The 20,752-nt window shown below is 56.8% G+C and carries 18 protein-coding genes and 1 riboswitch; of the genes, 13 read left to right on the top strand and 5 right to left on the bottom strand.

Annotated elements, in window-relative coordinates:
* The first annotated feature begins 1 nt into the window (after window position 1).
* Window positions 2-80: riboswitch (cyclic di-GMP riboswitch) on the top strand.
* Between the two features lie 109 nt (window positions 81-189).
* The 7 genes from AC3B8H_RS04145 (at window position 190) to AC3B8H_RS04115 (ending at window position 8,072) form a co-directional block, all read left to right on the top strand.
* On the top strand, window positions 190-960 hold the full coding sequence (locus tag AC3B8H_RS04145) for a hypothetical protein (protein WP_488440356.1): 771 nt from the start codon (window positions 190-192) through the stop codon (window positions 958-960).
* 91 nt (window positions 961-1,051) lie between these two features.
* Complete coding sequence (locus AC3B8H_RS04140; protein ID WP_488440355.1) at window positions 1,052-1,888, top strand: hypothetical protein; 837 nt, start codon at window positions 1,052-1,054, stop codon at window positions 1,886-1,888.
* Entirely contained in the window at window positions 1,881-2,735 is an 855-nt protein-coding gene (locus AC3B8H_RS04135; protein ID WP_488440354.1) for a PEP-CTERM sorting domain-containing protein, read from the top strand. Before AC3B8H_RS04140 ends, AC3B8H_RS04135 begins: the two co-directional genes overlap by 8 nt.
* A complete protein-coding gene (locus tag AC3B8H_RS04130; RefSeq protein ID WP_488440353.1) occupies window positions 2,732-4,381 on the top strand; it encodes a hypothetical protein in 1,650 nt (549 codons plus the stop codon). Before AC3B8H_RS04135 ends, AC3B8H_RS04130 begins: the two co-directional genes overlap by 4 nt.
* 172 nt (window positions 4,382-4,553) lie before the next feature.
* On the top strand, window positions 4,554-6,275 hold the full coding sequence (gene olsF, locus AC3B8H_RS04125) for a bifunctional ornithine lipid synthase OlsF (protein WP_488440352.1): 1,722 nt from the start codon (window positions 4,554-4,556) through the stop codon (window positions 6,273-6,275).
* A gap of 8 nt (window positions 6,276-6,283) precedes the next feature.
* Window positions 6,284-7,297, top strand: a complete 1,014-nt coding sequence (locus tag AC3B8H_RS04120; RefSeq protein ID WP_488440351.1) for a M14 family zinc carboxypeptidase — start codon at window positions 6,284-6,286, stop codon at window positions 7,295-7,297.
* Window positions 7,290-8,072 carry an alpha/beta fold hydrolase gene (locus AC3B8H_RS04115; protein ID WP_488440350.1) on the top strand — a complete coding sequence of 261 codons (783 nt, stop codon included), beginning with the start codon at window positions 7,290-7,292 and terminating at the stop codon, window positions 8,070-8,072. The genes AC3B8H_RS04120 and AC3B8H_RS04115 overlap by 8 nt, the downstream gene beginning before the upstream one ends.
* Here AC3B8H_RS04115 and AC3B8H_RS04110 read toward each other — a convergent pair.
* Together AC3B8H_RS04110 and AC3B8H_RS04105 are read right to left on the bottom strand one after the other, a co-directional pair.
* The gene (locus tag AC3B8H_RS04110; RefSeq protein ID WP_488440349.1) at window positions 8,069-8,386 is read right to left on the bottom strand and encodes an H-NS histone family protein; all 318 of its coding nucleotides are present in this window, start codon (window positions 8,384-8,386) and stop codon (window positions 8,069-8,071) included. The genes AC3B8H_RS04115 and AC3B8H_RS04110 overlap by 4 nt on opposite strands.
* 65 nt (window positions 8,387-8,451) lie before the next feature.
* Complete coding sequence (locus AC3B8H_RS04105; protein ID WP_488440348.1) at window positions 8,452-9,144, bottom strand: DUF2914 domain-containing protein; 693 nt, start codon at window positions 9,142-9,144, stop codon at window positions 8,452-8,454.
* Window positions 9,145-9,285: 141 nt separating this feature from the next.
* Between AC3B8H_RS04105 and AC3B8H_RS04100 the strand changes: the two genes are divergently transcribed.
* From AC3B8H_RS04100 to AC3B8H_RS04090, 3 genes are read left to right on the top strand one after another with little or no spacing between them, the layout of a single operon-like run.
* A complete protein-coding gene (locus AC3B8H_RS04100) occupies window positions 9,286-12,123 on the top strand; it encodes a 2-oxoglutarate dehydrogenase E1 component (protein WP_488440347.1) in 2,838 nt (945 codons plus the stop codon).
* Window positions 12,113-13,291: a 2-oxoglutarate dehydrogenase complex dihydrolipoyllysine-residue succinyltransferase gene (gene odhB / locus AC3B8H_RS04095; RefSeq protein ID WP_488440346.1), complete on the top strand. Its 1,179-nt coding sequence runs from the start codon at window positions 12,113-12,115 to the stop codon at window positions 13,289-13,291. Before AC3B8H_RS04100 ends, odhB begins: the two co-directional genes overlap by 11 nt.
* Before the next feature lie 2 nt (window positions 13,292-13,293).
* Window positions 13,294-13,935 (top strand): MBL fold metallo-hydrolase, encoded by a 642-nt coding sequence (locus AC3B8H_RS04090; RefSeq protein ID WP_488440345.1) that lies wholly within the window; start codon window positions 13,294-13,296, stop codon window positions 13,933-13,935.
* Window positions 13,936-13,948: 13 nt separating this feature from the next.
* Here AC3B8H_RS04090 and AC3B8H_RS04085 read toward each other — a convergent pair whose 3' ends face one another.
* Window positions 13,949-14,356 (bottom strand): Rrf2 family transcriptional regulator, encoded by a 408-nt coding sequence (locus tag AC3B8H_RS04085; protein WP_488440344.1) that lies wholly within the window; start codon window positions 14,354-14,356, stop codon window positions 13,949-13,951.
* 102 nt (window positions 14,357-14,458) lie between these two features.
* Here AC3B8H_RS04085 and AC3B8H_RS04080 point away from each other — a divergent pair, with 102 nt between their 5' ends.
* Genes AC3B8H_RS04080 through AC3B8H_RS04070 form a run of 3 tightly spaced genes read left to right on the top strand, consistent with a single transcriptional unit; the run spans window position 14,459 to window position 16,902 of the window.
* Complete coding sequence (locus tag AC3B8H_RS04080; RefSeq protein ID WP_488440343.1) at window positions 14,459-14,788, top strand: hypothetical protein; 330 nt, start codon at window positions 14,459-14,461, stop codon at window positions 14,786-14,788.
* Entirely contained in the window at window positions 14,785-15,387 is a 603-nt protein-coding gene (locus tag AC3B8H_RS04075; protein WP_488440342.1) for a c-type cytochrome, read from the top strand. The genes AC3B8H_RS04080 and AC3B8H_RS04075 overlap by 4 nt, the downstream gene beginning before the upstream one ends.
* The gene (locus tag AC3B8H_RS04070) at window positions 15,388-16,902 is read left to right on the top strand and encodes a cbb3-type cytochrome c oxidase subunit I (protein WP_488440341.1); all 1,515 of its coding nucleotides are present in this window, start codon (window positions 15,388-15,390) and stop codon (window positions 16,900-16,902) included. It begins immediately after the preceding gene.
* Window positions 16,903-17,014: 112 nt separating this feature from the next.
* Here AC3B8H_RS04070 and AC3B8H_RS04065 read toward each other — a convergent pair whose 3' ends face one another.
* Together AC3B8H_RS04065 and AC3B8H_RS04060 are read right to left on the bottom strand one after the other, a co-directional pair.
* Window positions 17,015-17,485 carry a copper resistance protein NlpE gene (locus AC3B8H_RS04065; protein ID WP_488440340.1) on the bottom strand — a complete coding sequence of 157 codons (471 nt, stop codon included), beginning with the start codon at window positions 17,483-17,485 and terminating at the stop codon, window positions 17,015-17,017.
* Window positions 17,486-17,584: 99 nt separating this feature from the next.
* Window positions 17,585-20,662 carry an efflux RND transporter permease subunit gene (locus AC3B8H_RS04060; protein ID WP_488440339.1) on the bottom strand — a complete coding sequence of 1,026 codons (3,078 nt, stop codon included), beginning with the start codon at window positions 20,660-20,662 and terminating at the stop codon, window positions 17,585-17,587.
* Window positions 20,663-20,752 lie beyond the last annotated feature (90 nt).

Below are 20,752 nucleotides of genomic sequence, written 5' to 3'. Positions count from 1 at the left end.
GCGGCAAAAACGCCACATCCGCCGCGAGACAGAGCCGGAAAGCCACGGATTTTCGACCAAAAGACCGCCGGGTTGCCCGTAATGCCAAATTCGTTGCCAGCGCCGGACTGAAAACTCGGTCCGGCGTTACGGGAAACGTGCGCCTTGCGGCCGGACATTTTCATTATTTCGACCCTTAAAGGACTTGCCATGACACAAACACACAGTTACCGATTGCAACTCGCAACCGCCGGTGCTCTTTCCATTGCGATGTTGGGCGGACTTCTCGCGCCGGCCAGCGCCGAGGCCGCGCTCGTCAGCGGCAGCGTCGGCATATCAATCGACAACGCGGCCTTCGCCGCCGTCACCGGCGGTTGGCGGATCGATACTTTCTTTGACGCCAGCTACAACCAGACCGCCATTACCGCCGATACCGTCGGCGGCATTGCATCGGCCATCGACATGACGCTACCGATCAACACCAATCTCGCCACGATCAGTTACGCCGCGGTCAACCGCACGTTGCAAGCGACCACGATGGAGGTCGGCAACTCCGCCAGCGGCCAAATCGGTCTCGGCGGCGGCATGCGCATGTCGGTACCCGGCACCAGTAACGGCTCGCTGACGCCTTACGACTTTCGTCTGCAAAAAATCGGCGGCGTCTGGAATCTGGTGACTTACGACCAGTTTTTCTCCGGCACCACCTTTTTGCAACTGACCAATGCCAGCGAAACCGTGAACGCCGGCGGCGAACCGACCTTGAGCGGCGATCTGATTTTCGGAAACGGCAGCAACAAGTACCCCAGTCCGTTCGGCTTGACCTGGGGATCGTTCTTGGGGATTTCCGCCAGCGACGCGGTCGTCGGCACGCTGTCGATGAACCTGCCGGCGGCGGTACCGCTACCAACCGCCGTCTACTTGTTCGCTAGCGGTCTGATCGGCTGGGTCGGTGCGACGCGCCGCAAGCAGCCGGCGGCTTAAACCAGCGAAACGCTGGTTCGATCAGCGCTGTATTCACCGCCGCGTCAGACTGTGCTGGCGCGGCTTGCTCAACGTCTTAACAGGAAATGCGATGCCTATTTTGCCTATTTACCGAATCCGCCTCGGACTCGCCTTGGTTGCCGCGTTGGCGCTGTCGCCGAATGCGATGGCCTTGGTGCTGAACGCGCCGAACGCCGGCACGTTTACGATGAATCTGGACGCTACCGCGCTGGCACCCTACGCCGGCGGTTATTACCTCAGCACCTATTGGGACGCGGCGGCGGCCGACCCGACCAATCCCGCCAATAGTGGCGGCGCTCTGGTGGGCCAAATCGCGACCACCGAAATTCCGGCGCTGAACCAAACCTTCGCGCTGACCGCGATAAGCAGCACTATTACCGGTCAAGCCGCGCAACGCTTTCAGCAAGCCACATCGGCAGACTTTCACATCGATACCGCCAACCTGACCGGCGGCACCGCCGGCCAAGTCGGTTTGGCGGGCGTCCAAGGCTTCTTCGCGCCAAACTACCCGCCCAACGGCGCGGGCTTGGTCAACGGCGATTTCGCGGTACGTTTCGACGCCGCTCGCCAAGAGCATGGCGGAAGCGGTTGGTATCTGGACAACAATATTTATTTCACGATGGCGGTCTACGACTTCGTTAACCTAAAAGTTCGCTGGATCGATGCCGACAACTGGCAATTTAGCGGCGATCTGGCAATGTCGCCGGAAAATGCCGGCATGTTGATGGGCAGCGCGCTGACCGAGGTCGGCGACTTTTGCTTGGGCGCGGGCAGCTTTGGCGGATGCGGTCAGGTGAGCGCGGTACCGTTGCCCGGTGCGATCTGGCTGTTCGGCACGGGCTTAGCCGTTGTGGGCGCCAAAGGCCGCCGAACCACAATATTCGGTTTGGAGGTTCGTCATGTTTAAGCGCATCAAGCCATCAGTCGGGCATTGGTATACCGTGGCGGCGATAGCCGCGTTGAGCGCCGGCGCGCCGGCCCCTGCCCACGCAACCGCGCTGCACGCCGATTTGGGCGGCACGTTTACGACCCAATACGACAGGGAGGCCTTGGCAGTGTTGCTGGGTGGCAGCTCCAGCGCGCCCGGTCAGTTTCTGGTCGAGTACTTCGACACGACGCAATCCGACTACACCCAGTTCAGCGACTCCTACTTCTATCTCGGCAATACCAGCAGAACCGAAATTCCGGCGCTGAATCTGGTGCACGACATCACGCCGATCAGCGCCGCCAATCCGAGCGGTCAGGCCCAAAATCGCTACGTGAAAGCGACGACGCCCAATTTCGCCATCAATAGCGAAACGCTAGCCGGTACCGGTAGCCTGGGCATGACCGGCGTGGAATTATTTCGCGGCAACTACAACGGTTCGCTGGTGACCGGCGACTTCAGTTTGCGTTACAGCGTCTCCAACCGGCAAGCCGCTTGGGACGACTTGGGACAGGCCGGCACGCCGGGCGGCTGGTACCTGCAAAACAACATCAGCTTTAGCATGGTGTTGTTCGATTTGGCGAATTTGAGTCTGGTAGTCGCCGACGCCAATAACTGGCAATTCAGCGGCGACTTGTTGATGAGTCCGGAGAATGCCGATTTTTTAGGCGGTGCCCGCCAAGCCGATGTCGGTGACTTTTGCCTGGGGGTCGGCAGTTTCGCCGGTTGCGGTCAAGTGGCCGCTGTGCCGGTGCCGGCGGCGGTTTGGTTATTCGGCGCGGGATTACTTGGCTGGACCGGCACCCGCCGGCGTGGAGTCAAGCGATGAATGCTGGCCGTCATGATCCGAGCAAGGCCGCGTGCTTGCTGCTGTTGAGCGCGCAAGCGCCGCTGGCCAATGCAAACGCCGTGGCTTACCAACAGTTCGTCAGTGTGCAAATGAACGTCGATGCCGGCGGTCGCAACGTTACCGGCGACGCCGCGCACGAGCCGACCATCGCCCAAGCCCCCAATAACCCCAAGCGCTTGGTCGCCGGCTGGAAGCAGTTCGCGACGGTCGCGTCCGGCAATCGCCAGGGCGGTTGGGCGTACAGCGACGACGGCGGGCTGTCCTGGCATTTCCCAGGCGTCGTCACGCCGGGCGAACAACGCACCAATATCATGGTGGACGTCGATTCGGCCGGCGATTTTTACTATCAAAACCTCCATTACGATGCAACCGGCAGCTACGCTCAAGACGTTCAGGTTTTCAAATCCACGGATGGCGGTGTCGGTTGGGGCGCGCCGGTTTACGCTTACGGCGAAGGCGCCGATAAGGGCCGGATCGGCATCGATCGCAGCGGTACCTCCAGCGACGGCCACGTCTATCTGGTCTGGCGCGAGGGTCTGGACGACCGCCGTTTTACGCGTTCCAGCAACGGCGGCGCCAGCTTCGAGGCGCCGGTCGCCATTCCGGAGAGTCCGGCGTTCGGCACCATCGCGGTCGGCCCGGCTGGCCAAACCTATGTCAGCGGCCGTAGCGAGGATGGCGAATTGGTCGGCGCCAAATTGGTATTCGGCAAATATTTGCTGGCGACCTCGCTGAACGCCCGCGATCCCGCCGCGTTGCCAAGCTTCACGACTCAAACCGTCGATATGGGCGGCTCGCCGGTCATGTTCCAGTTTCAGAACAATCCCAATCAATACGGTCCGCCGGGCGATTTACAAGTGCATGTCGATCAATCCGACGGGCCGCTAAACGGCAATATCTATTTGATGACCTCGGTGGATCCCGCCGGCGCCGATAACCTGGATGTCAAGTTCATTCGCAGCAGCGACGGCGGCCTGACTTGGTCGGCGCCGATTAAAATCAACGACGACACACCGCACAAGGACGCCTACCAGTGGTTCGCAATGCAAGGCGTGGCGCCGAACGGCCGGATAGACGCGGTCTGGTACGACACCCGCGACAATCTGCGGCCGGCGCTGTCGCGCTTGTATTATTCCTATTCCTGGGACGGCGGCCTGACCTGGAGCAAGAATCGGCCGGTAACGCCGGTGTTCAACACCCACATCGGCTATCCGCGGGGAGCGCAAAAACTGGGTGATTACACTCACTTGGTTTCGGACGCATTCGGGGCTCACGTGGCATATTCGGCGACCTATAACGGCGAACAGGATGTCTATTATTTGAATGTGTATCCGGACTGCAACGATAACGGCGTGTCCGATGTCAGCGACATCAATCGGCGTCGGACCGGCGACATCAACGCCAACCATTTGCCCGATAGCTGCGAGCACATGGTCGTCCCCGGCGACCTGGACGCCGACAACGATGTGGACCAGCAGGATCTGAACGCTCTGCTCGCGTTACGTAACCGGCCGGCGCGGGGTAGCGAAGACCCGGCCGATCTGGACCGGAACGGCATCATCAACCTGTTGGACGCCCGCCGTCAGGTCCGGCTCTGCACCAGAGTGCAATGCGCCGTTCAATAAACCGATCCTGAGCGATCCTGAGCGATCCAGCGGCTCGAGCGCGGGAAAAACGCGCTCGAGCCGCGAGCGCATCCGCATCGGCGCGGCTCCTCGGCGCCGAACGCTGACATATTTCTGACATATTCGGCCACTAGAATCCCGGCAACTACTGTTTTGACCAGGATATTCGCCCATGATCGATGCCGAACGCATTTTGCACGAGACTTACCCCGACCTGAAACTCGGCAAGGACAACAAACTGCTGCTGAAGGCATTGAAAAAACTGATACATGAAGACGATTTCAACGACGTCATCCGCAAAAACCAACATCTGCGCGGCTTCGCCTTTCTCGATAAACTACTGAATTATTTCAAGTTCAGCTACCAAGTCGGCAACGAATCCTATAACAACATTCCCGCCGAGGGACGCTTGCTGATCGTCGCCAACCACCCGATCGGCACTTTGGACGGCTTGGCTTTGGTGAAACTAATCCGCTCCGTGCGCCCCGACGTGCGCATCGTCGCCAACCGAGTGCTCTACCACATGGAGCCGCTGCAATCGATCTTCTTGCCGGTGGACGTGCTGTCCGAGCAAAAAAACCTGAAAAACACCTACAAAATCATGTTGGACGCGTTGGAAAATGAAGAGGCGATCATTTTCTTTCCGGCCGGCGAAGTATCGCGGATCACGCCCAAGGGCATACGCGACGGTAAATGGCAAACCGGTTTCTTGAAACTGGCCCGCAAAGCCCAGTGCCCGATCTTGCCGATTCATATCAAGGCCAAGAATTCCGCGTTGTTTTACAGCATGTCAACGCTATACAAACCGCTCGGCACCTTTTTATTGGTCAAGGAGATGTTCAATAAAAAAGGCCAGGAAATCAGTTTTCGGGTCGGCGCGCCTATCCCCTACCAAGCGTATGCCGAATCCGAGCAGACCAACAAACAAATCAGCCAACGCTTTCGCAAGCACGTACAGAATCTCGGCAAGAAAAACCAAGCGGCCTTGTTCGACACGGTGGCGACGGTGGTGCATCCGTCCGACACCAAGGCCATCAAAAAAGCCTTATACCAAGCGCGTCTGCTTGGCGAAACCCGCGATGCCAAAAAGATCTTTCTTTACGAATTCCGCGACGACTGTCCGGTGATGCGCGAAATCGCCCGCCTGCGCGAACTCACCTTCCGCACCGTCGAGGAAGGCACCGGGCTGGCGCTGGACCTGGACAAATTCGACGTTTATTACAGCCACATCGTGTTGTGGGACGACAACGATCTGGAAATCGTCGGCGCCTACCGGGTCGGCGACGGTCCGCGCATCATGGCCAGCCATGGCGTCGAGGGTTTTTACAGTCAAACCTTGTTCGATTTGCAAAGCGAGTTCGCCGGCTATCTGCCGAACAGCCTGGAGCTGGGCCGCAGCTTCGTGCAACCGCGCTATTGGGGTCAGCACAGTCTGGAGTACCTCTGGTACGGCATCGGTGCCTATTTGCGCGAACGTCCCGACATCAAATACTTGTTTGGGCCGGTCAGTATCAGTAACGCTTACCCTTACGCCGCCAAGGAGCTGATCGTCGGGTTTTACCGTCAGCAATTCGGCGCCACGCTGCCCCAGGCGATTGCCAGGATGCCGTTTGCGATTTCCGAGGCCGGCCAAAATTTCGCGGCCACCGAATTCGCCGGCGACTATTCGACCAGCTTCAAGATTCTCAATTCCGAGCTGAAAAAGCTGGGCGTCAAGGTGCCGACCCTGTACAAGCAATACGTGGAATTATGCGTGGATAACGGCTGCCATTTCATCGACTTCAACATCGATCCGGACTTCAACAATTGCATCGACAGTTTGATCATGGTCGAGGTGGACAAAATCGCTCCCAAAAAACGTCAACGCTATATCGAGCGATCATTGGCGGGGTAACGCCCATCATGCAACGTGCTTTCTCCGAACTCGAAGAACTCGAGGCAGTCGTCGCGCGTCTGGGCGACCGCGCCCAATGCCGAGTCGTCGATACCGTCGTTCACAAGGGCCGCGAATTCCCGATTCATTGCATCCGTCTAGGTTCCGAAAGCCCGGATGTTCCGGTGCTGGCGTTTTTCGGCGGCATCCACGGCCTGGAGAAAATCGGCACCGAAGTGATCCTGGCCTATATGCAGACCGTCGCCGCCCTATTGGACTGGGACGAGGAATTTAACGCCCGTTTGGCCAAGTCGCGGCTGGTGTTTATGCCGATTGTGAATCCGGTCGGCGTGTTTCGAGGCACGCGTTGTAACGGTAACGGGGTCGATTTGATGCGCAATTCGCCGGTCGAGAGCGTCGGCAAAACCCGCTTGTACAGCGGTCAACGGCTGAGCGCGCGTTTGCCTTGGTACCGGGGCGACGAATCGCGGATGGAAAAGGAAGCTCAGGCGCTGTGCCGCGTCGTCCACGACGAGCTATTTCCAGCGCCGCTGGCGATCGCGGTGGACCTGCATTCCGGCTTCGGGATACAAGACCGATTGTGGTTTCCCTACGCCTCCAATCGCACCCCGTATCCGGACATCGCCAAGGCCTGCGCGTTGAAACAACTGTTCGACGCTTGCTACCCGCATCACGTTTACAAAATCGAACCGATGAGCCAGGAATATGTGATCAGCGGCGATTTGTGGGACTATCTTTATGACGATTACGCCACGCGCCACGCCGGCGGCGAATTGTTTTTGCCGTTGACCTTGGAAATGGGATCCTGGCTGTGGTTGCGCAAAAATCCGACACATTTGTTCCAACGCCACGGCTTATTTCATCCGTTGCTGCCGCATCGTCAACAACGCATCATGCGCCGTCACTTGACCCTGTTCGATTTCCTTTACCGCTGTTTGCTGCATCCCGGCGCTTGGGCCAAGCTCGCTCCGGAACGCCAACAGACCTTGCACCGCCAAGCCTTGGCGAATTGGTATGCGTGAGGCCGGACGCCATTGGTTGCTGCTGCGAGGCCTGGCTAGGGAGGCCGCTCATTGGGGCGACTTTCCCCAACGCCTGCGTTCCGCCTTTCCGGCCGCCACGGTCACCTGCCTGGATTTACCCGGAACCGGCCGATATTTTCGGGAGGCCTGCCCGACTACGATAAGCGGCATCCTGGAGCTAAGCCGCGAGCGCGCCTATCGGGCCGGCATGCTCGAGCGGCCCGTCACGCTGTTAGCGCTGTCGTTGGGCGGCATGGTCGCGTGGGAATGGGCCTGCCGCTATCCCGGAGACGTTGCCGCCGGTTGCCTGATCAATACCAGTTTCGCCGGCGTGAGTCCGTTTTATCGGCGGCTACGCTGGCAAAGCTACGGGGCGTTGGCGACTATTTTACTGGAGCGGGAAATCGGTCGCCGGGAGCGCCGCATTTTGGAACTGGTCGCGAATCGTCCTAGGGATATTGACGAGTCTGCTGAAGCTTGGCGGGAAATACAACATGATCGCCCGGTATATCCGAGTAACGCCGCCAAACAATTAATCGCGGCGGCCCGATACCGGCCGAAAACGCCACCGGAGGCCATCGCGTGGTTGGTATTGAGCGGCCTCGGCGACCGACTGGTCGCTCCGGCCTGCTCTAGTGCCGTTAGCCAGCGTTGGCAATTGCCCATCCACAGCCATCCTTGGGCTGGCCACGACTTACCGCTGGATGATGCCGACTGGATAGCGAATCGGTTACGGACCTGGATAGCAGGTCTGAAAACCAATTCGATCGATTAAGCGATTTCGAATTCCGCTTTGTCTCGGCCAGCGGCCAGTAATTCCTGCATCCATTTCGGCGCTAAACCTCGACCGGACCAGGTTTGGTTGGCGTCCGCCGGATTACGATAACGCGCGGCAACTTTACCGATTTTTCTTTCGGCTTTTTTGTCGAGTTCATGTATTTCAACGCCAACGCCGATAGAAGCCGCCAAGTCCTTGATTTGAGCAATTACTTCCTTGCGTTTGCTGGATTGTCTGTCTTTCAAGACTTTCTCGGCGTTTTCGATAACTGCTTGCAATTCAGATTCGGATAAAGTAGTTAAATCAGTCATATATTCCTCAGATAATTAAATGACGCAACGGATTCTATCATCAACTTGTAATAAATAAAATACCGTTATTGGATTACATCGAACCCCGCCTCTGAGTATAGCTCACCTTTTTTTCCAAGCAACTGTACTCGCCACTGACCCTTATCCCTGGAAGACAAGTTTTTAGCAGTCCAAACCCTGGCTTTATTATCTCTTATCTCGACGGCCTTTTTAAGTACTAGCTGCCCATCCTTGAACCACTGGTGAAACAAGGTCTTACCTTTCATGTTTCTCACTTCATTGAAGTAATATAACTCGACCGGCTCCTTCCGGATCTGAACGGTAGCCGATTTGACTTGTTCGGTCGGCTCGGTATCCTTTACGCCGTAGGTTAAAGAGGCTCGTATCACTTTCCGGGAGTAAATGATAGCCGGCTGATGTTTCTGCCCCGAGATTGAGTTTGCCGAAGCCGGAATTTCTCCCGGCGATTTTCGCGCCACTGACTGCGGCGTTTCAATTTGCGGGACCGGCATTGAATTGTCGGAGGTTATAATAGTTTCCGGCGCGGTCCGCACGGCTTCCGCTATAGGGGGCGCCGGGGTTTGCTCGCTATCCCCGGAGAATAACCATACGGACACCCCGATAATCGCCACAACGAGTCCAGTTACCGCGGCAATTCGACCGGTATGCCAAATAGTGACCATTTTGGGTGTTGCCGGGGTTTGACCGGCTCTGGATTTATCGTAATTTATTTTGATAACGACTTTATTTTCAGACATATGATTTCCGACGCTTCCCAGGGCTAAAATGCCGCCCGAGCCGGATATATCGACCGGCGCGGTCCCGCACTTACTACTTGGTAATATATCATTTTAGCTCTACCATAATGCTCCTTACTTGCGATTCCAGCGGCCCCGGATATGACTAATCTGCTAAAACTGTTCGAAGAATCATCTTCCCTCTACGGTGGCAATGCCGTTTATGTCGAATCGTTATACGAACAATACCTGCACGATCCCAATACGGTTTCGGAAGTCTGGCGGCGGCGTTTCGACGATATTCATCGCGGCTCCACCGAAGATACGCCGCATAGCATCATTGTCGAGCGTTTCGAAAAACTGGCGATCGCGGAACCGGGCCGACTTGCCAAAATGCGCGGGTTTACCGAGCAAAGCGTCAAAAAGCAATCCGCTGTTGCTCGCTTAATTAATCATTACCGAGTCAAGGGCCATCAAATCGCCCGAAATAACCCGTTGGGGAAAATCGCGGCGATGCCCGCCGATCTGGAGCCAATTTATTACGGCCTGACCGACGCCGATATGAGCACGCTGTTCGATACCGGCGGTCTGTGCGGGGTGGATCGTTTGCCGTTGCGGGAGATCATCCAGACTTTGCAGCAAATCTATTGCGGCAGTATCGGCAGCGAATACATGCATATCGTCGACGATGAATCCAAGCGTTGGATCAAGAACAAATTGGAAGGCGCCAAGCCGGATTTCTCCAGTCACCCGGAAAAGCGCCAATGGTTGCTAAAACAGCTGATTGCCGCCGAGGGTCTGGAAAAGTTTCTGCATCGCAAATATGTCGGTCAAAAACGCTTTTCGTTGGAAGGCGGCGAATCGCTGATTTTGATACTCGATGAATTGATCCAACGCGCCGGCGAAAGCAAGGTCACCGAAATTGTAATCGGCATGGCCCATCGCGGCCGCCTCAACGTCTTGGTCAATATCCTCGGCAAGAGTCCGGCGGTATTATTCGGCGAATTCGAGGGCACGCACACGTCGATGCCGGGCGCTCTGACCGGCGACGTTAAATACCACATGGGATTTTCTTCGAATATCGCCACGCCGGGGGGGCCCATCCACTTAACCCTGGCTTTCAATCCCTCGCATCTGGAAATCATCAATCCGGTGGTCGAGGGCTCGGTTAAGGCGCGCCAGGATAGGCACGGCATCGGCGGTATCGACGTCATTCTCCCGGTGTTGATACACGGCGATGCCGCGTTCGCCGGTCAGGGCATCGTGATGGAAACCCTGAACATGGCGGAGACCCGGGCGTTTTCGACCGGCGGTACCGTGCATGTCGTGATCAACAACCAGATCGGCTTCACTACCAGCAATCCGTTCGACGCCCGTTCGACGCTGTACTGCACCGATGTCGCCAACATGATTCAGGCACCGGTGTTTCACGTTAACGGCGACGATCCGGAAGCCGTGGTCTTCATCACGCAATTGGCGTTGGATTATCGAATGACCTTCCATAAGGATGTTGTTATCGACTTGATCTGCTATCGCCGCCACGGCCACAACGAGGCCGACGAGCCGGCCGCGACCCAACCGATGATGTACAAAGCCATCCACCAACACGCCACGCCGCCGCAAATCTATGGCCAACGGCTGGTGCAGGAAGGCGTGATCGACGAAGCTGGCATTCAGCAAATCGAACAGCATTACATGCAGCTGTTGAACGAGGGCAAGCCGGTTTCCCGGCCAATCATCGATAACAAGGTCTATTCCTACTCGGCGCGCTGGGAACCCTACCTTAATAAACACTGGGATACGCCGATCGACACCACGGTCAGCATCGAACGTATCCGTTTCTGCAATTTGCGGCTACAAAGTTTGCCGCCCGGCTTCGAATTGCATCCCAGGGTCGCCAAGGTGATGGACGATCGCCAAAAAATGGCCGACGGGGACTTGGCGATGGACTGGGGCTTTGCGGAAAACATGGCCTACGCCACGTTGTTGATGGACGGCTACGACATTCGCCTGACCGGCCAGGACATCGGCCGCGGCACGTTTTCGCATCGCCACGCGATTTTATTGAATCAGGTCAACGGCGAAAACTATATCCCGCTGAAACATTTGAGCGACCGCCAAGGCCGGCCGCAAATTTTTAACTCATTGCTATCGGAAGCCGGGGTGCTGGGTTTCGAGTACGGTTACAGCTCCACGCAGCCGGATAAACTGGTTATCTGGGAAGCTCAATTCGGCGATTTCGCAAACGGCGCGCAAGTCGTGATCGATCAGTTTATCGCATCCGGTGAAACCAAATGGGGCAAGCTCAGCGGTCTGGTGATGCTGCTACCGCACGGCTTCGAAGGCCAGGGACCTGAGCATTCGTCCGCCCGTCTGGAGCGCTATCTGCAGCTGTGCGCGGACCAAAACATCCAAGTTTGCGTGCCGACGACACCCGCGCAAATTTTTCATTTATTGCGGCGGCAAATGCTGCGCCAATACCGCAAACCGCTGATCGTGATGAGCCCCAAAAGCCTGCTGCGCCACAGATTGGCGGTATCGACGCTGGACGAATTGACCGGCGGCGGGTTTCAGACCATTATTGGGGAAATTGATGATATCGATCCGTTTCATGTGACCCGGCTGATCCTGTGCGCCGGCAAGGTCTATTACGATTTGCTGGAAACCCGCCGCCAAGACGGCCTAAAACACGTTGCCATTGTCCGCATCGAACAGCTTTATCCCTTTCCTAACGAGCGATTCAAGCAAGAATTGGATAAATATCCTAACATCGAGCATATCGTTTGGTGTCAGGAAGAGCCTAAAAATCAGGGCGCCTGGTACCAAAGCCGACACCATTTTATCGAACACGTTTCCCCGGAGATTACTATCAGCTATGCCGGCCGCGTCGCTTCCGCCGCGCCGGCGGTAGGCAATTACAAGACCCACCTCAACGAACAAAAAGCGGTAGTCCATACCGCACTTTACGGCAGCAACGAAGGAACAACTCATGAGCTTTGAAATATTGGTCCCCAGCCTCCCCGAATCCATCTCCGATGCCAATCTGGTCGCGTGGCACAAGCAAGCCGGGGACTGGGCCGAGGCCGGCGAAAACCTAGCCGATTTGGAAACCGATAAGGTGATTCTGGAGGTTCCGGCACCCCGGTCCGGCGTACTGAAGGAAATACTGATCCCGAACGATACCACGGTCGTCGCCGGTCAGGTCCTGGCGTTATTGGACGACAGCGCGAACAAACCCGGTGATTTGCCGGCGGCGGTTGGCGCCGAGCCGGTGCTGAGCCCCTCGGTCCGTAAAATCGTTGCCGAACGCGAACTCGACCCACAGGCGATTCCGGCATCCGGCAAACACGGCCGAATACTGAAGAGCGACGTGATGGACTATTTGCAAGATCAGCAAGCGGCCAAGCCGGCGGACTCGGCCATCGAAGCGTCCCCCGCCCCTTTGTCGGCTTCGGCGGTGGCTAGTCTGCGTCCGGAACAACGGGTACCCATGACCAGACTGCGCGCCAAAATCGCCGAACGCCTGTTGCAGGCCCAGCAAAACGCCGCGATGTTGACGACCTTCAACGAGGTCAACCTGAAAGCCGTCATCGATTTGCGCAACCAATATAAGGACAGGTTCGAAGCCAAGCACAATATCAAGCTCGGCTTTATGTCCTTCTTCGTCAAGGCCTCGATCGAAGCCTTAAAACGCTTCCCGGCCATCAATGCCTCGATAGACGGTAACGACATCATCTACCACGGCTATTACGACATCGGCATCGCCGTCACCACCCCACGCGGGCTGATCGTGCCGATCCTGCGCGACGCCGATCAGCTCGATTTTTCCGGTATCGAGAAAGGCATACACGACTTCGGCCAAAAAGCCCGTAACGGTTCCATCAGCGTCGAGGATCTCAGCGGCGGCACGTTTACGATCACCAACGGCGGGATATTCGGTTCGATGCTGTCCACCCCCATCCTCAATCCACCGCAGTGTGCCATTTTGGGCATGCACGCGATCAAGGACAGACCGATCGTGGAGAATGGCGAAATCGTGATTCGGCCCATCATGTATTTGGCCTTGTCCTACGACCACCGCTTGGTGGATGGCAAGGAAGCCGTTCAATTTCTCGGCATCATCAAGGAATGCCTGGAAGCACCGGCGCATTTGTTGTTGAATATTTAACGATGCAATACCAGATTATTCCGGTCACCGCTTACCAGCAAAACTGCACGCTGCTGGTTTGCGAACGCAGCCGTAAGGCGGCCTTGGTCGATCCGGGCGGCGACCTGGATCTACTGCTGGCGGCTGTCGCGCAACACGACGCCGAATTGGAATCGATATTGGTCACTCACGGCCATCTCGATCATGTCGGCGGCGTCGCGGCGCTAGCGGAACAATTGAGGCTGCCGATTGCCGGTCCTCATCAAGACGACGATTTCTGGATTCAGCTGTTGCCCGAGCAATGTCGGATGTTCGGCTTTCCGCCAACCAAGATCTTCAAACCGGACCGCTGGTTACAACACGGCGACAGCGTTCGGGTCGGACTCAATACCTTACAGGTCCTGCATTGCCCCGGCCACACGCCGGGCCATGTAGTTTTTTTCGATAGCGACGCGCGTCTGGCCATCGTGGGCGACGTGTTGTTCAAGGGCTCGATCGGCCGCACCGATTTTCCGCGCGGCGACCATCAAGCGTTGCTGGACTCGATACGTTTAAAACTTTGGCCGCTCGGCGACGACGTCAAATTCATCCCTGGTCACGGTCCAATGTCGACATTCGGCGCCGAGCGCAAGAGTAACCCGTACGTTGGCGATCATTACCGCTAGCCGCTTTTGGACTTTACAGTTCCAGCGCCACATCGCTAAGCGCCGCGCCGTCGAGTACCGCTAAAAATTGCTCGACCGCCTCGCTCAATAATCCGGTCAAACCGCAACCGTTTTGCAATGCGCAAACCCCTTGTTTTTGCGGATTAAAGCATTCGGCCATCTGAAACCGACCTTCCACTTCCCGCACCACCGCGCCGATATTGATTTCGGAAGCGGGCCTGGATAAACGGATACCGCCGCCCTTACCGCGCACGGTTCGCACAAATCCCTTGACTCCCAATTTGTGGACCACTTTGACCAAATGGTTTCTGGAGATGCCGAAAAACTCCGCGAGTTCGCTGATCGTCACCAATTTTTCGGTATTGCGGCTCAGATAAATCAATACTCTGAGCGCGTAATCCGTATGAGCAGTCAGTTGCATAATCCCTGTTTCCTAAAGTTGCATTTGAAATAAAGGTTAATGAGCACTACACTGGCCATAAGTTGCATATGTAATCCATGTTTAACTTTCGGAGCCGAGCGCATGCCGATTCAACCTGTTGCATTATCCGATTTTTTCCTGAGTTTTTTCAGCGCGGCGCTAATCATTCTGCTCGCGGCGGTATACGCTGGACTCTACGCTTGGCACAAAATCAGCGGCGCCAGGGTTTTTCTGATGGGTGCCCGACTCGGTTATGTTGCGCTATTGATTTGCGTCGGCTTATTTAGCTACGTCAATCGCTTTAGCGATTATTGGTTGGTGCTGTCACTGCTGATGGCGCTGGGCTATGGCTGGATGCCACGGCTCATTTGGCGTCTATGTCTCGCCACGCATCAGGACGACACATCTCAACCCCCACGGAGGTCATCATGACTGAACAAATCCCACGCTGGGCGTCGGAAACATTCTGGAAAAAAACCGCGATCTGGGTCACCGGCGGCTCCTTTGTGCTACTAGTAATTCTAAGCTTCGATTCTATGCAACAAATCAGCGCCGGCGGCCCGCGCGTACCCGCTTACAGCGTGATTAACAAAGACGTCAGCTACCGCTTCGACAAGGCCAAACAGCGCTATCAACCGACCATAGGCGACGACGCGCCGTTGTTCGGCAAAGCTTTGAGCGAAGCAGAAGCGGAAAAACTGGTCGATCACGGCAAAAAAACCGTGCAAGCCAAAAACTGCATGAACTGCCATACCTTGCTCGGCAACGGCGCCTATTTTGCGCCGGACCTGACCAAAGCCTGGCTGGATCAAGGCTGGGGCGCCAAGGAATCCCGCGAGCAAATGATGGTGAATTTCCTGCTCGATCCTGAAAAAAATGCCCGAACCTACGGCTCCAACCGCAAGATGCCCAACCTGGACATTACGCCGCCGGAAGCCGAAGCCATCGTCGCTTTCCTGAAATGGATGTCATCCATCGACACCAACGGCTTCCCGCATAATTTCATCGCGCTCGGCGAAGAGGACAAATAGATGACGCTACAAGCCTATCAAGAAAAAACGGCCGCCTGCTGGGCCGGTTGCAAACAAACGCATGCCGAGTTCATGGCCAATCCGAATCTAAGCGGCGGACAAAAACTGGCGGTGCATTATTTTACCGTCGCCATGGTGTTGTTCATGGCACAACTGCTGTTCGGCCTGCTGGCCGGTTTGCAATTTATCTTCCCGAGCTTTTTATACGAAATCCTCGATTTCAACGTCAACCGCATGGTGCATATCAACGCCATGGTGGTGTGGATGCTGTACGGCTTTCTCGGCTCGGTGTACTGGTTTCTGGAAGACGAAAGCGGCGTGGATATTGTCGGCCTGAAATGGGGGCAACTGGCGTTTTGGGTGCTGACCGGCGCTGTCACCATCGTGGTACTGGTTTACCTGCTGATTCAAATCGGCAGCGGCACCGACACCTCATTGTGGCTGATTAACGAAGGCCGCGAATACATCGAAGCGCCGCGCTGGGCCGACATCGGCATCGTGGTCGTGGTGCTGACATTCTTCTACAACGTCGCAGCCACCTTTGCCAAGGGCAAATGGTCCGGCATCGCTGGGGTATTGACGCTGGATTTGGTGGCCTTGGCCGGTTTGTATCTGGCCGGCATGTTCTATGTCACCAACATAAGTGTCGATCAATACTGGTGGTGGTGGGTGATCCATTTGTGGGTGGAGGCCACCTGGGAAGTGCTGGTCGGCTGCATCATGGCCTGGAGCTTGATGAAATTGCTGGGCGTGCGCCGTAAAGTCGTGCAAACCTGGCTGTATATCGAAGTGGCGTTGATGTTCGGTTCCGGCATTTTAGGCCTGGGCCATCATTATTTCTGGATAGGGACGCCGGAATATTGGTTCACCATCGGCGGCTTCTTCTCCGCGCTGGAGCCGATTCCGCTGGTAGCGATGGTGGTGCATTCGATTTACGATGCCGGCGTCCATCGTTTGAAAAATAGCAACCACCCTGCCCTGGCCTGGATCATTGCCCATGCCTTCGGCAACTTTTTGGGCGCTGGCGTATGGGGCTTCATGCACACGCTGCCGCAAATCAATTTATATACCCACGGCACCCAGTGGTCGGCGTCGCATGGTCATCTGGCTTTCTTCGGCGCCTATGCGACCATCAATATCGCCTTCTTCTATCTGGCCGCACAGCAAGCGCGCGGTAACGTCTGGATGGGCGGCGAGCTTGCCAATGGCTGGCGCTGGAAAACCGCGGCGGTCCTGCTCAATCTAGGGGTGATGGGTATGACCGTAGCCTTGTTGATCGCCGGCTATGAACAATCGTTTATCGAAAGGGCTGTTGAAGGCTCAACCTGGGCCGGTTATTTCGCCGCGCAAAATCATCCCTGGTTCATGCAGGCGATGATTTGGCGCATGGTATTCGGTTTGATGACCGCGGTGGGCGGCGGTTTGTTATTCTGGGATTTACTGGAAATCGGCAAGGGCGAGCAGCGTCCGGCGGCAATCATCGATGCGGAATGGACGCCCGAGCCGGCAAATTGACGCCGATGGCGGCTAGTCTGACGTCGCGTTGAACACCGCCCTTAGTGGGTCAAGCGGTTTCCAACAGCGAGCGGTTGTCGCCGTAACGGCGACAACTCGGCCGGGCGCGGACTTAATGTCCGCCGTGAGACGGCGCTTGCTGGGTGAAGTCGGTCCTGCGCAGTTGGTAGCGTTCCGCTTGCTTGCCGGTAATGCGATTGCCGTGTTCGTCGAGCTGGGTCAGCGCGTTCTCGCCAGCCAGATAGACGTGGCTGGGACCGCCGTTTTTCGGGGTCAGCGTGATGGTTTTATTCTTGTCGTCCCAACTGAATTTACCCTTCTCGACAAATTCGCGATCCGATTTGCCGGCGAATTGGGTCATCAACATATAGCTGCCGTTTTTGTTCAGCGCCAGCGAAGTCTTAATGCCCGCGCAATCCGTGCATGGCAGAAACCCGTTGTAGATCCCCGGCCACTCGAAACTGCCGGCGGCGTGATGACTGGCATGATCTTGCGGCTCGGCGCTTTCCGCCCGAACCGGACCGCCGGACGCGATACCGAGTGCAAGACTGGTTAACAAAACTTTCAATCTGACAATACGCATGTTTGCTCCCGAGCAAATTCTTTGGTTTATGGCAAGTTATCGGTACCGGGTTATTCGTCCGATGCGGATATTGTGCCACAGCGGCGTTCCGAATAGCCGTTACCTTGCATGGCTTTGGTCATCGGCGGGCGTGGTTACCGGCTCGGCGCCGCGATCTTTTGCCAAAATCAGATAAAACGGCGGCACGACGAACAGCGTCAACAAGGTACCGATACCCAAGCCGGACGCAATCACCAATCCGATAGCGAAGCGGCTGGCGGCGCCGGGGCCGGTGGCGGTCAACAGCGGCAACATCGCCACGATCATCGCGACCGTGGTCATCAGAATCGGCCGCAGCCGAATCGCGGCGGCCTGCTCGATCGCCGCCGGCTTGCTCAAGCCGCTACGCTGTTGTAGTTGGTTGGCAAATTCGACGATTAAAATACCGTTTTTGGCGACCAAGCCGATCAGCGTAATCAGGCCCACCTGGGTATAGATATTGACGGTCGCGAAATCCAGCATCAAAAATGCCAAGGCGCTGGCAATCGATAGCGGCACCGAAATCAAAATAATCAACGGATCGCGCCAACTTTCGAATTGCGCGGCCAATACCAGATAGATAATCAGTAAGGCCATGAAAAAGGTCAGAATCAGCACGTTGCCCTGCTGGCGGTATTGGCGCGACTCGCCGGTGTAATCAGCGGCGAATCCGCGCGGAAACACTTCGCCGGCAATGCCATCCAGCGCGGCCATCGCATCGCCAAGGCCAATACCCGGAGCCGGAATTCCGCTGAGCGTGATGCTGTTGAGTTGCTGGAACTGACTACGCTTGCCGGGTTCGACGCTGTCGACGACTTTAATCAAGGCCGACAGCGGTACTTGGGCGCCGGAGCTGCCGCGCAAGTAGTAGCTGTCCAACATGGCCAAATCCTGGCGGTCGGCATCGCCGACTTGCGGAATCACCTTGTAGCTGCGACCTTGCAAGCCGAAGCGGTTAACGTACTGCCCGCCCAACCAGCCGGCCAGATTGGCGCCGATGTCTTCCATCGTGATGCCTAAATCGGCGGCGCGGTCGCGGTCGATCACCAAGGTCGATTTCGGACGGTCGAAGCGAACATCCTTGACCAAAAAGGCAAACTTACCACTTTGCATCGCTTGCGCCAGTACTTGCTCGGCAACCTGGTCCAGCTTGTCGTAATCGGCATCGCTGGTCACGACGAACTGCAAGGGCAAACCGCCACCCGAACCCGGTAAGCTGGGCGGCGACACGACGGCGGTCTGAAATCCGGCGATGCCGTCTACCTTGGCTTGCAGTTCCGGAACGACGGCTTGTTGAGAGCGCTGGCGCTCGAAACTGGACGGCATTTTCATGCCGGCGAACACAGTATTGGTATCGCCGCCAAAACCCATGATCAAAAAGCTTTCTTCATGCTCCGGCAGGCTTTCGAAATGCCGGATCAATTCGCGGGAATAGGTCTGATTGTATTGCAGCGTCGCGGTTTGCGGGCTACTGGCGATCGCGAACAAAAAGCTTTGGTCCTCGGTCGGCGCCAACTCCTTGCCCGACCAGTCGTACATCCAATAAATACTGGGCAACACCAACAGCGCAAAGATCAACACCGCGTAAGGAAACTCCAGAATTCGCCGCAACGCGGAGCGGTAGCCGTTGGCCAGACCTTCGAAAAAATGCTCGACCAAGACTTCGAAGCGTCCACCGCGCCCCGCTTCCGGCAAGATGCGCGCGCTCATCATCGGCGATAAGGTCAATGCGACGATACCGGAAATCAGCACGGCGCCGGCCAAAGAGAAGGCAAATTCGGTGAACAGCGTGCCGACCAATCCGCCCATGAAACCGATCGGCACATACACCGCTACCAGCGTCGTGGTCATCGCGATCACCGGCAGCCCCAGTTCGCGGGCGCCAGCCAATGCGGCTTGCATACGGCCGTGGCCCTGCTCGATGTGGCGATGGATGTTTTCGACGACGACAATCGCGTCATCCACCACCAAGCCTATCGCCAGCACCATCGCCAACATCGTCAACAAATTGATCGAAAAGCCCATCGCCAGCATCAAAAAGCAGGCGCCGACCAGCGACAGCGGTACCGTGACCGCTGGAATCAGCGCCGCGCGGAACGAGCCGAGCGACAAAAAAATCACGCCCAGCACGATCGCGACGGCTTCCAACAAGGTCGCAAACACTTCGTGGATAGAATCCTCGATGAACTGGCTGGCGTCGTAAGGCAGCAGGATGTGCATTTCGTTGGGTAAGTCGCGCTCGATCTCTTTCAACAAGACTTTGACTGATTTCGCGACCTGCAACGGATTGGCGCCCGGCGCTTGCTCGATGCCCATGAAAATCGCGGTCTTGCCTTTGTACCAGTTGACCGTGTCGTAGTCTTCGCTGCCCAGTTCGATGTCGGCGATGTCGATTAATCTAACCAGCACGCCGCGGCGATTGGCGACCACCAATTGCTCGAACTCCCGCTTTGACACCGCGTCGGTCGTTGCCCCTAAATCGATTTTGACAAAATTGCCCTTGGTGGCGCCAATTCCCGACAAGTAGTTATTGGCTTTCAGCACACCGGCGACATCGTTGGCGGTCACGCTCAACGCCGCCATGCGTGCCGGGTCCAGCCAGATACGCATCGCGAAGGTCTTGTTACCCAACATCGCCGCCTTGCCGACGCCGGGAACCGCCTGTAACTTAGGCTGCACGACCCGCAGCAGGTAGTCGCTAATCTGCGCGTCCTGCAAACTGTCGCTGTACAGCGCAATATACATGAGCGCGGTGTCGTCGCCGGTTTGCGAACTAATCACCGGATCCTCGGCTTCGGCCGGCAATTGGTTACGCTTGCCGGCCACTTTGGCCTGAATCTCGGCGACCGCGGCGTTCGGATCGTAGTTCAGCCGCATGTGCGCTTCGATGACCGAGCTACCTTGGCGACTATTGGACGACAGATAATCAATGCCGTTGGCTTCGGCTATGGCTTGTTGCAGCGGCGTGGTGATGAAACCTTTGATCAGGTCGCTGTCCGCGCCCGGATAGGCGGTCGTGATGGTAACGACGGTATTTTCGGTTTTCGGATATTGGCGCAATTCCAAGACATCCAACGCTCTCAGGCCGAGAATCAGAATCAGCAAGCTGACGACGCTGGCCAGGACCGGCCGAACGATGAATAAATCGGTGAGTTTCACGGCGCCGGCTCGCGCTCGCCGGGCGCGGCTTGCTGGTCAGGGGTGACCGCCATACCGTTACGCAATTTCATTTGTCCGGCGGCCACCACT

It is taken from the genome of Methylomonas sp. BG-2 (assembly GCF_057766305.1).
This window is presented reverse-complemented; position numbering and strand designations above follow the sequence as displayed.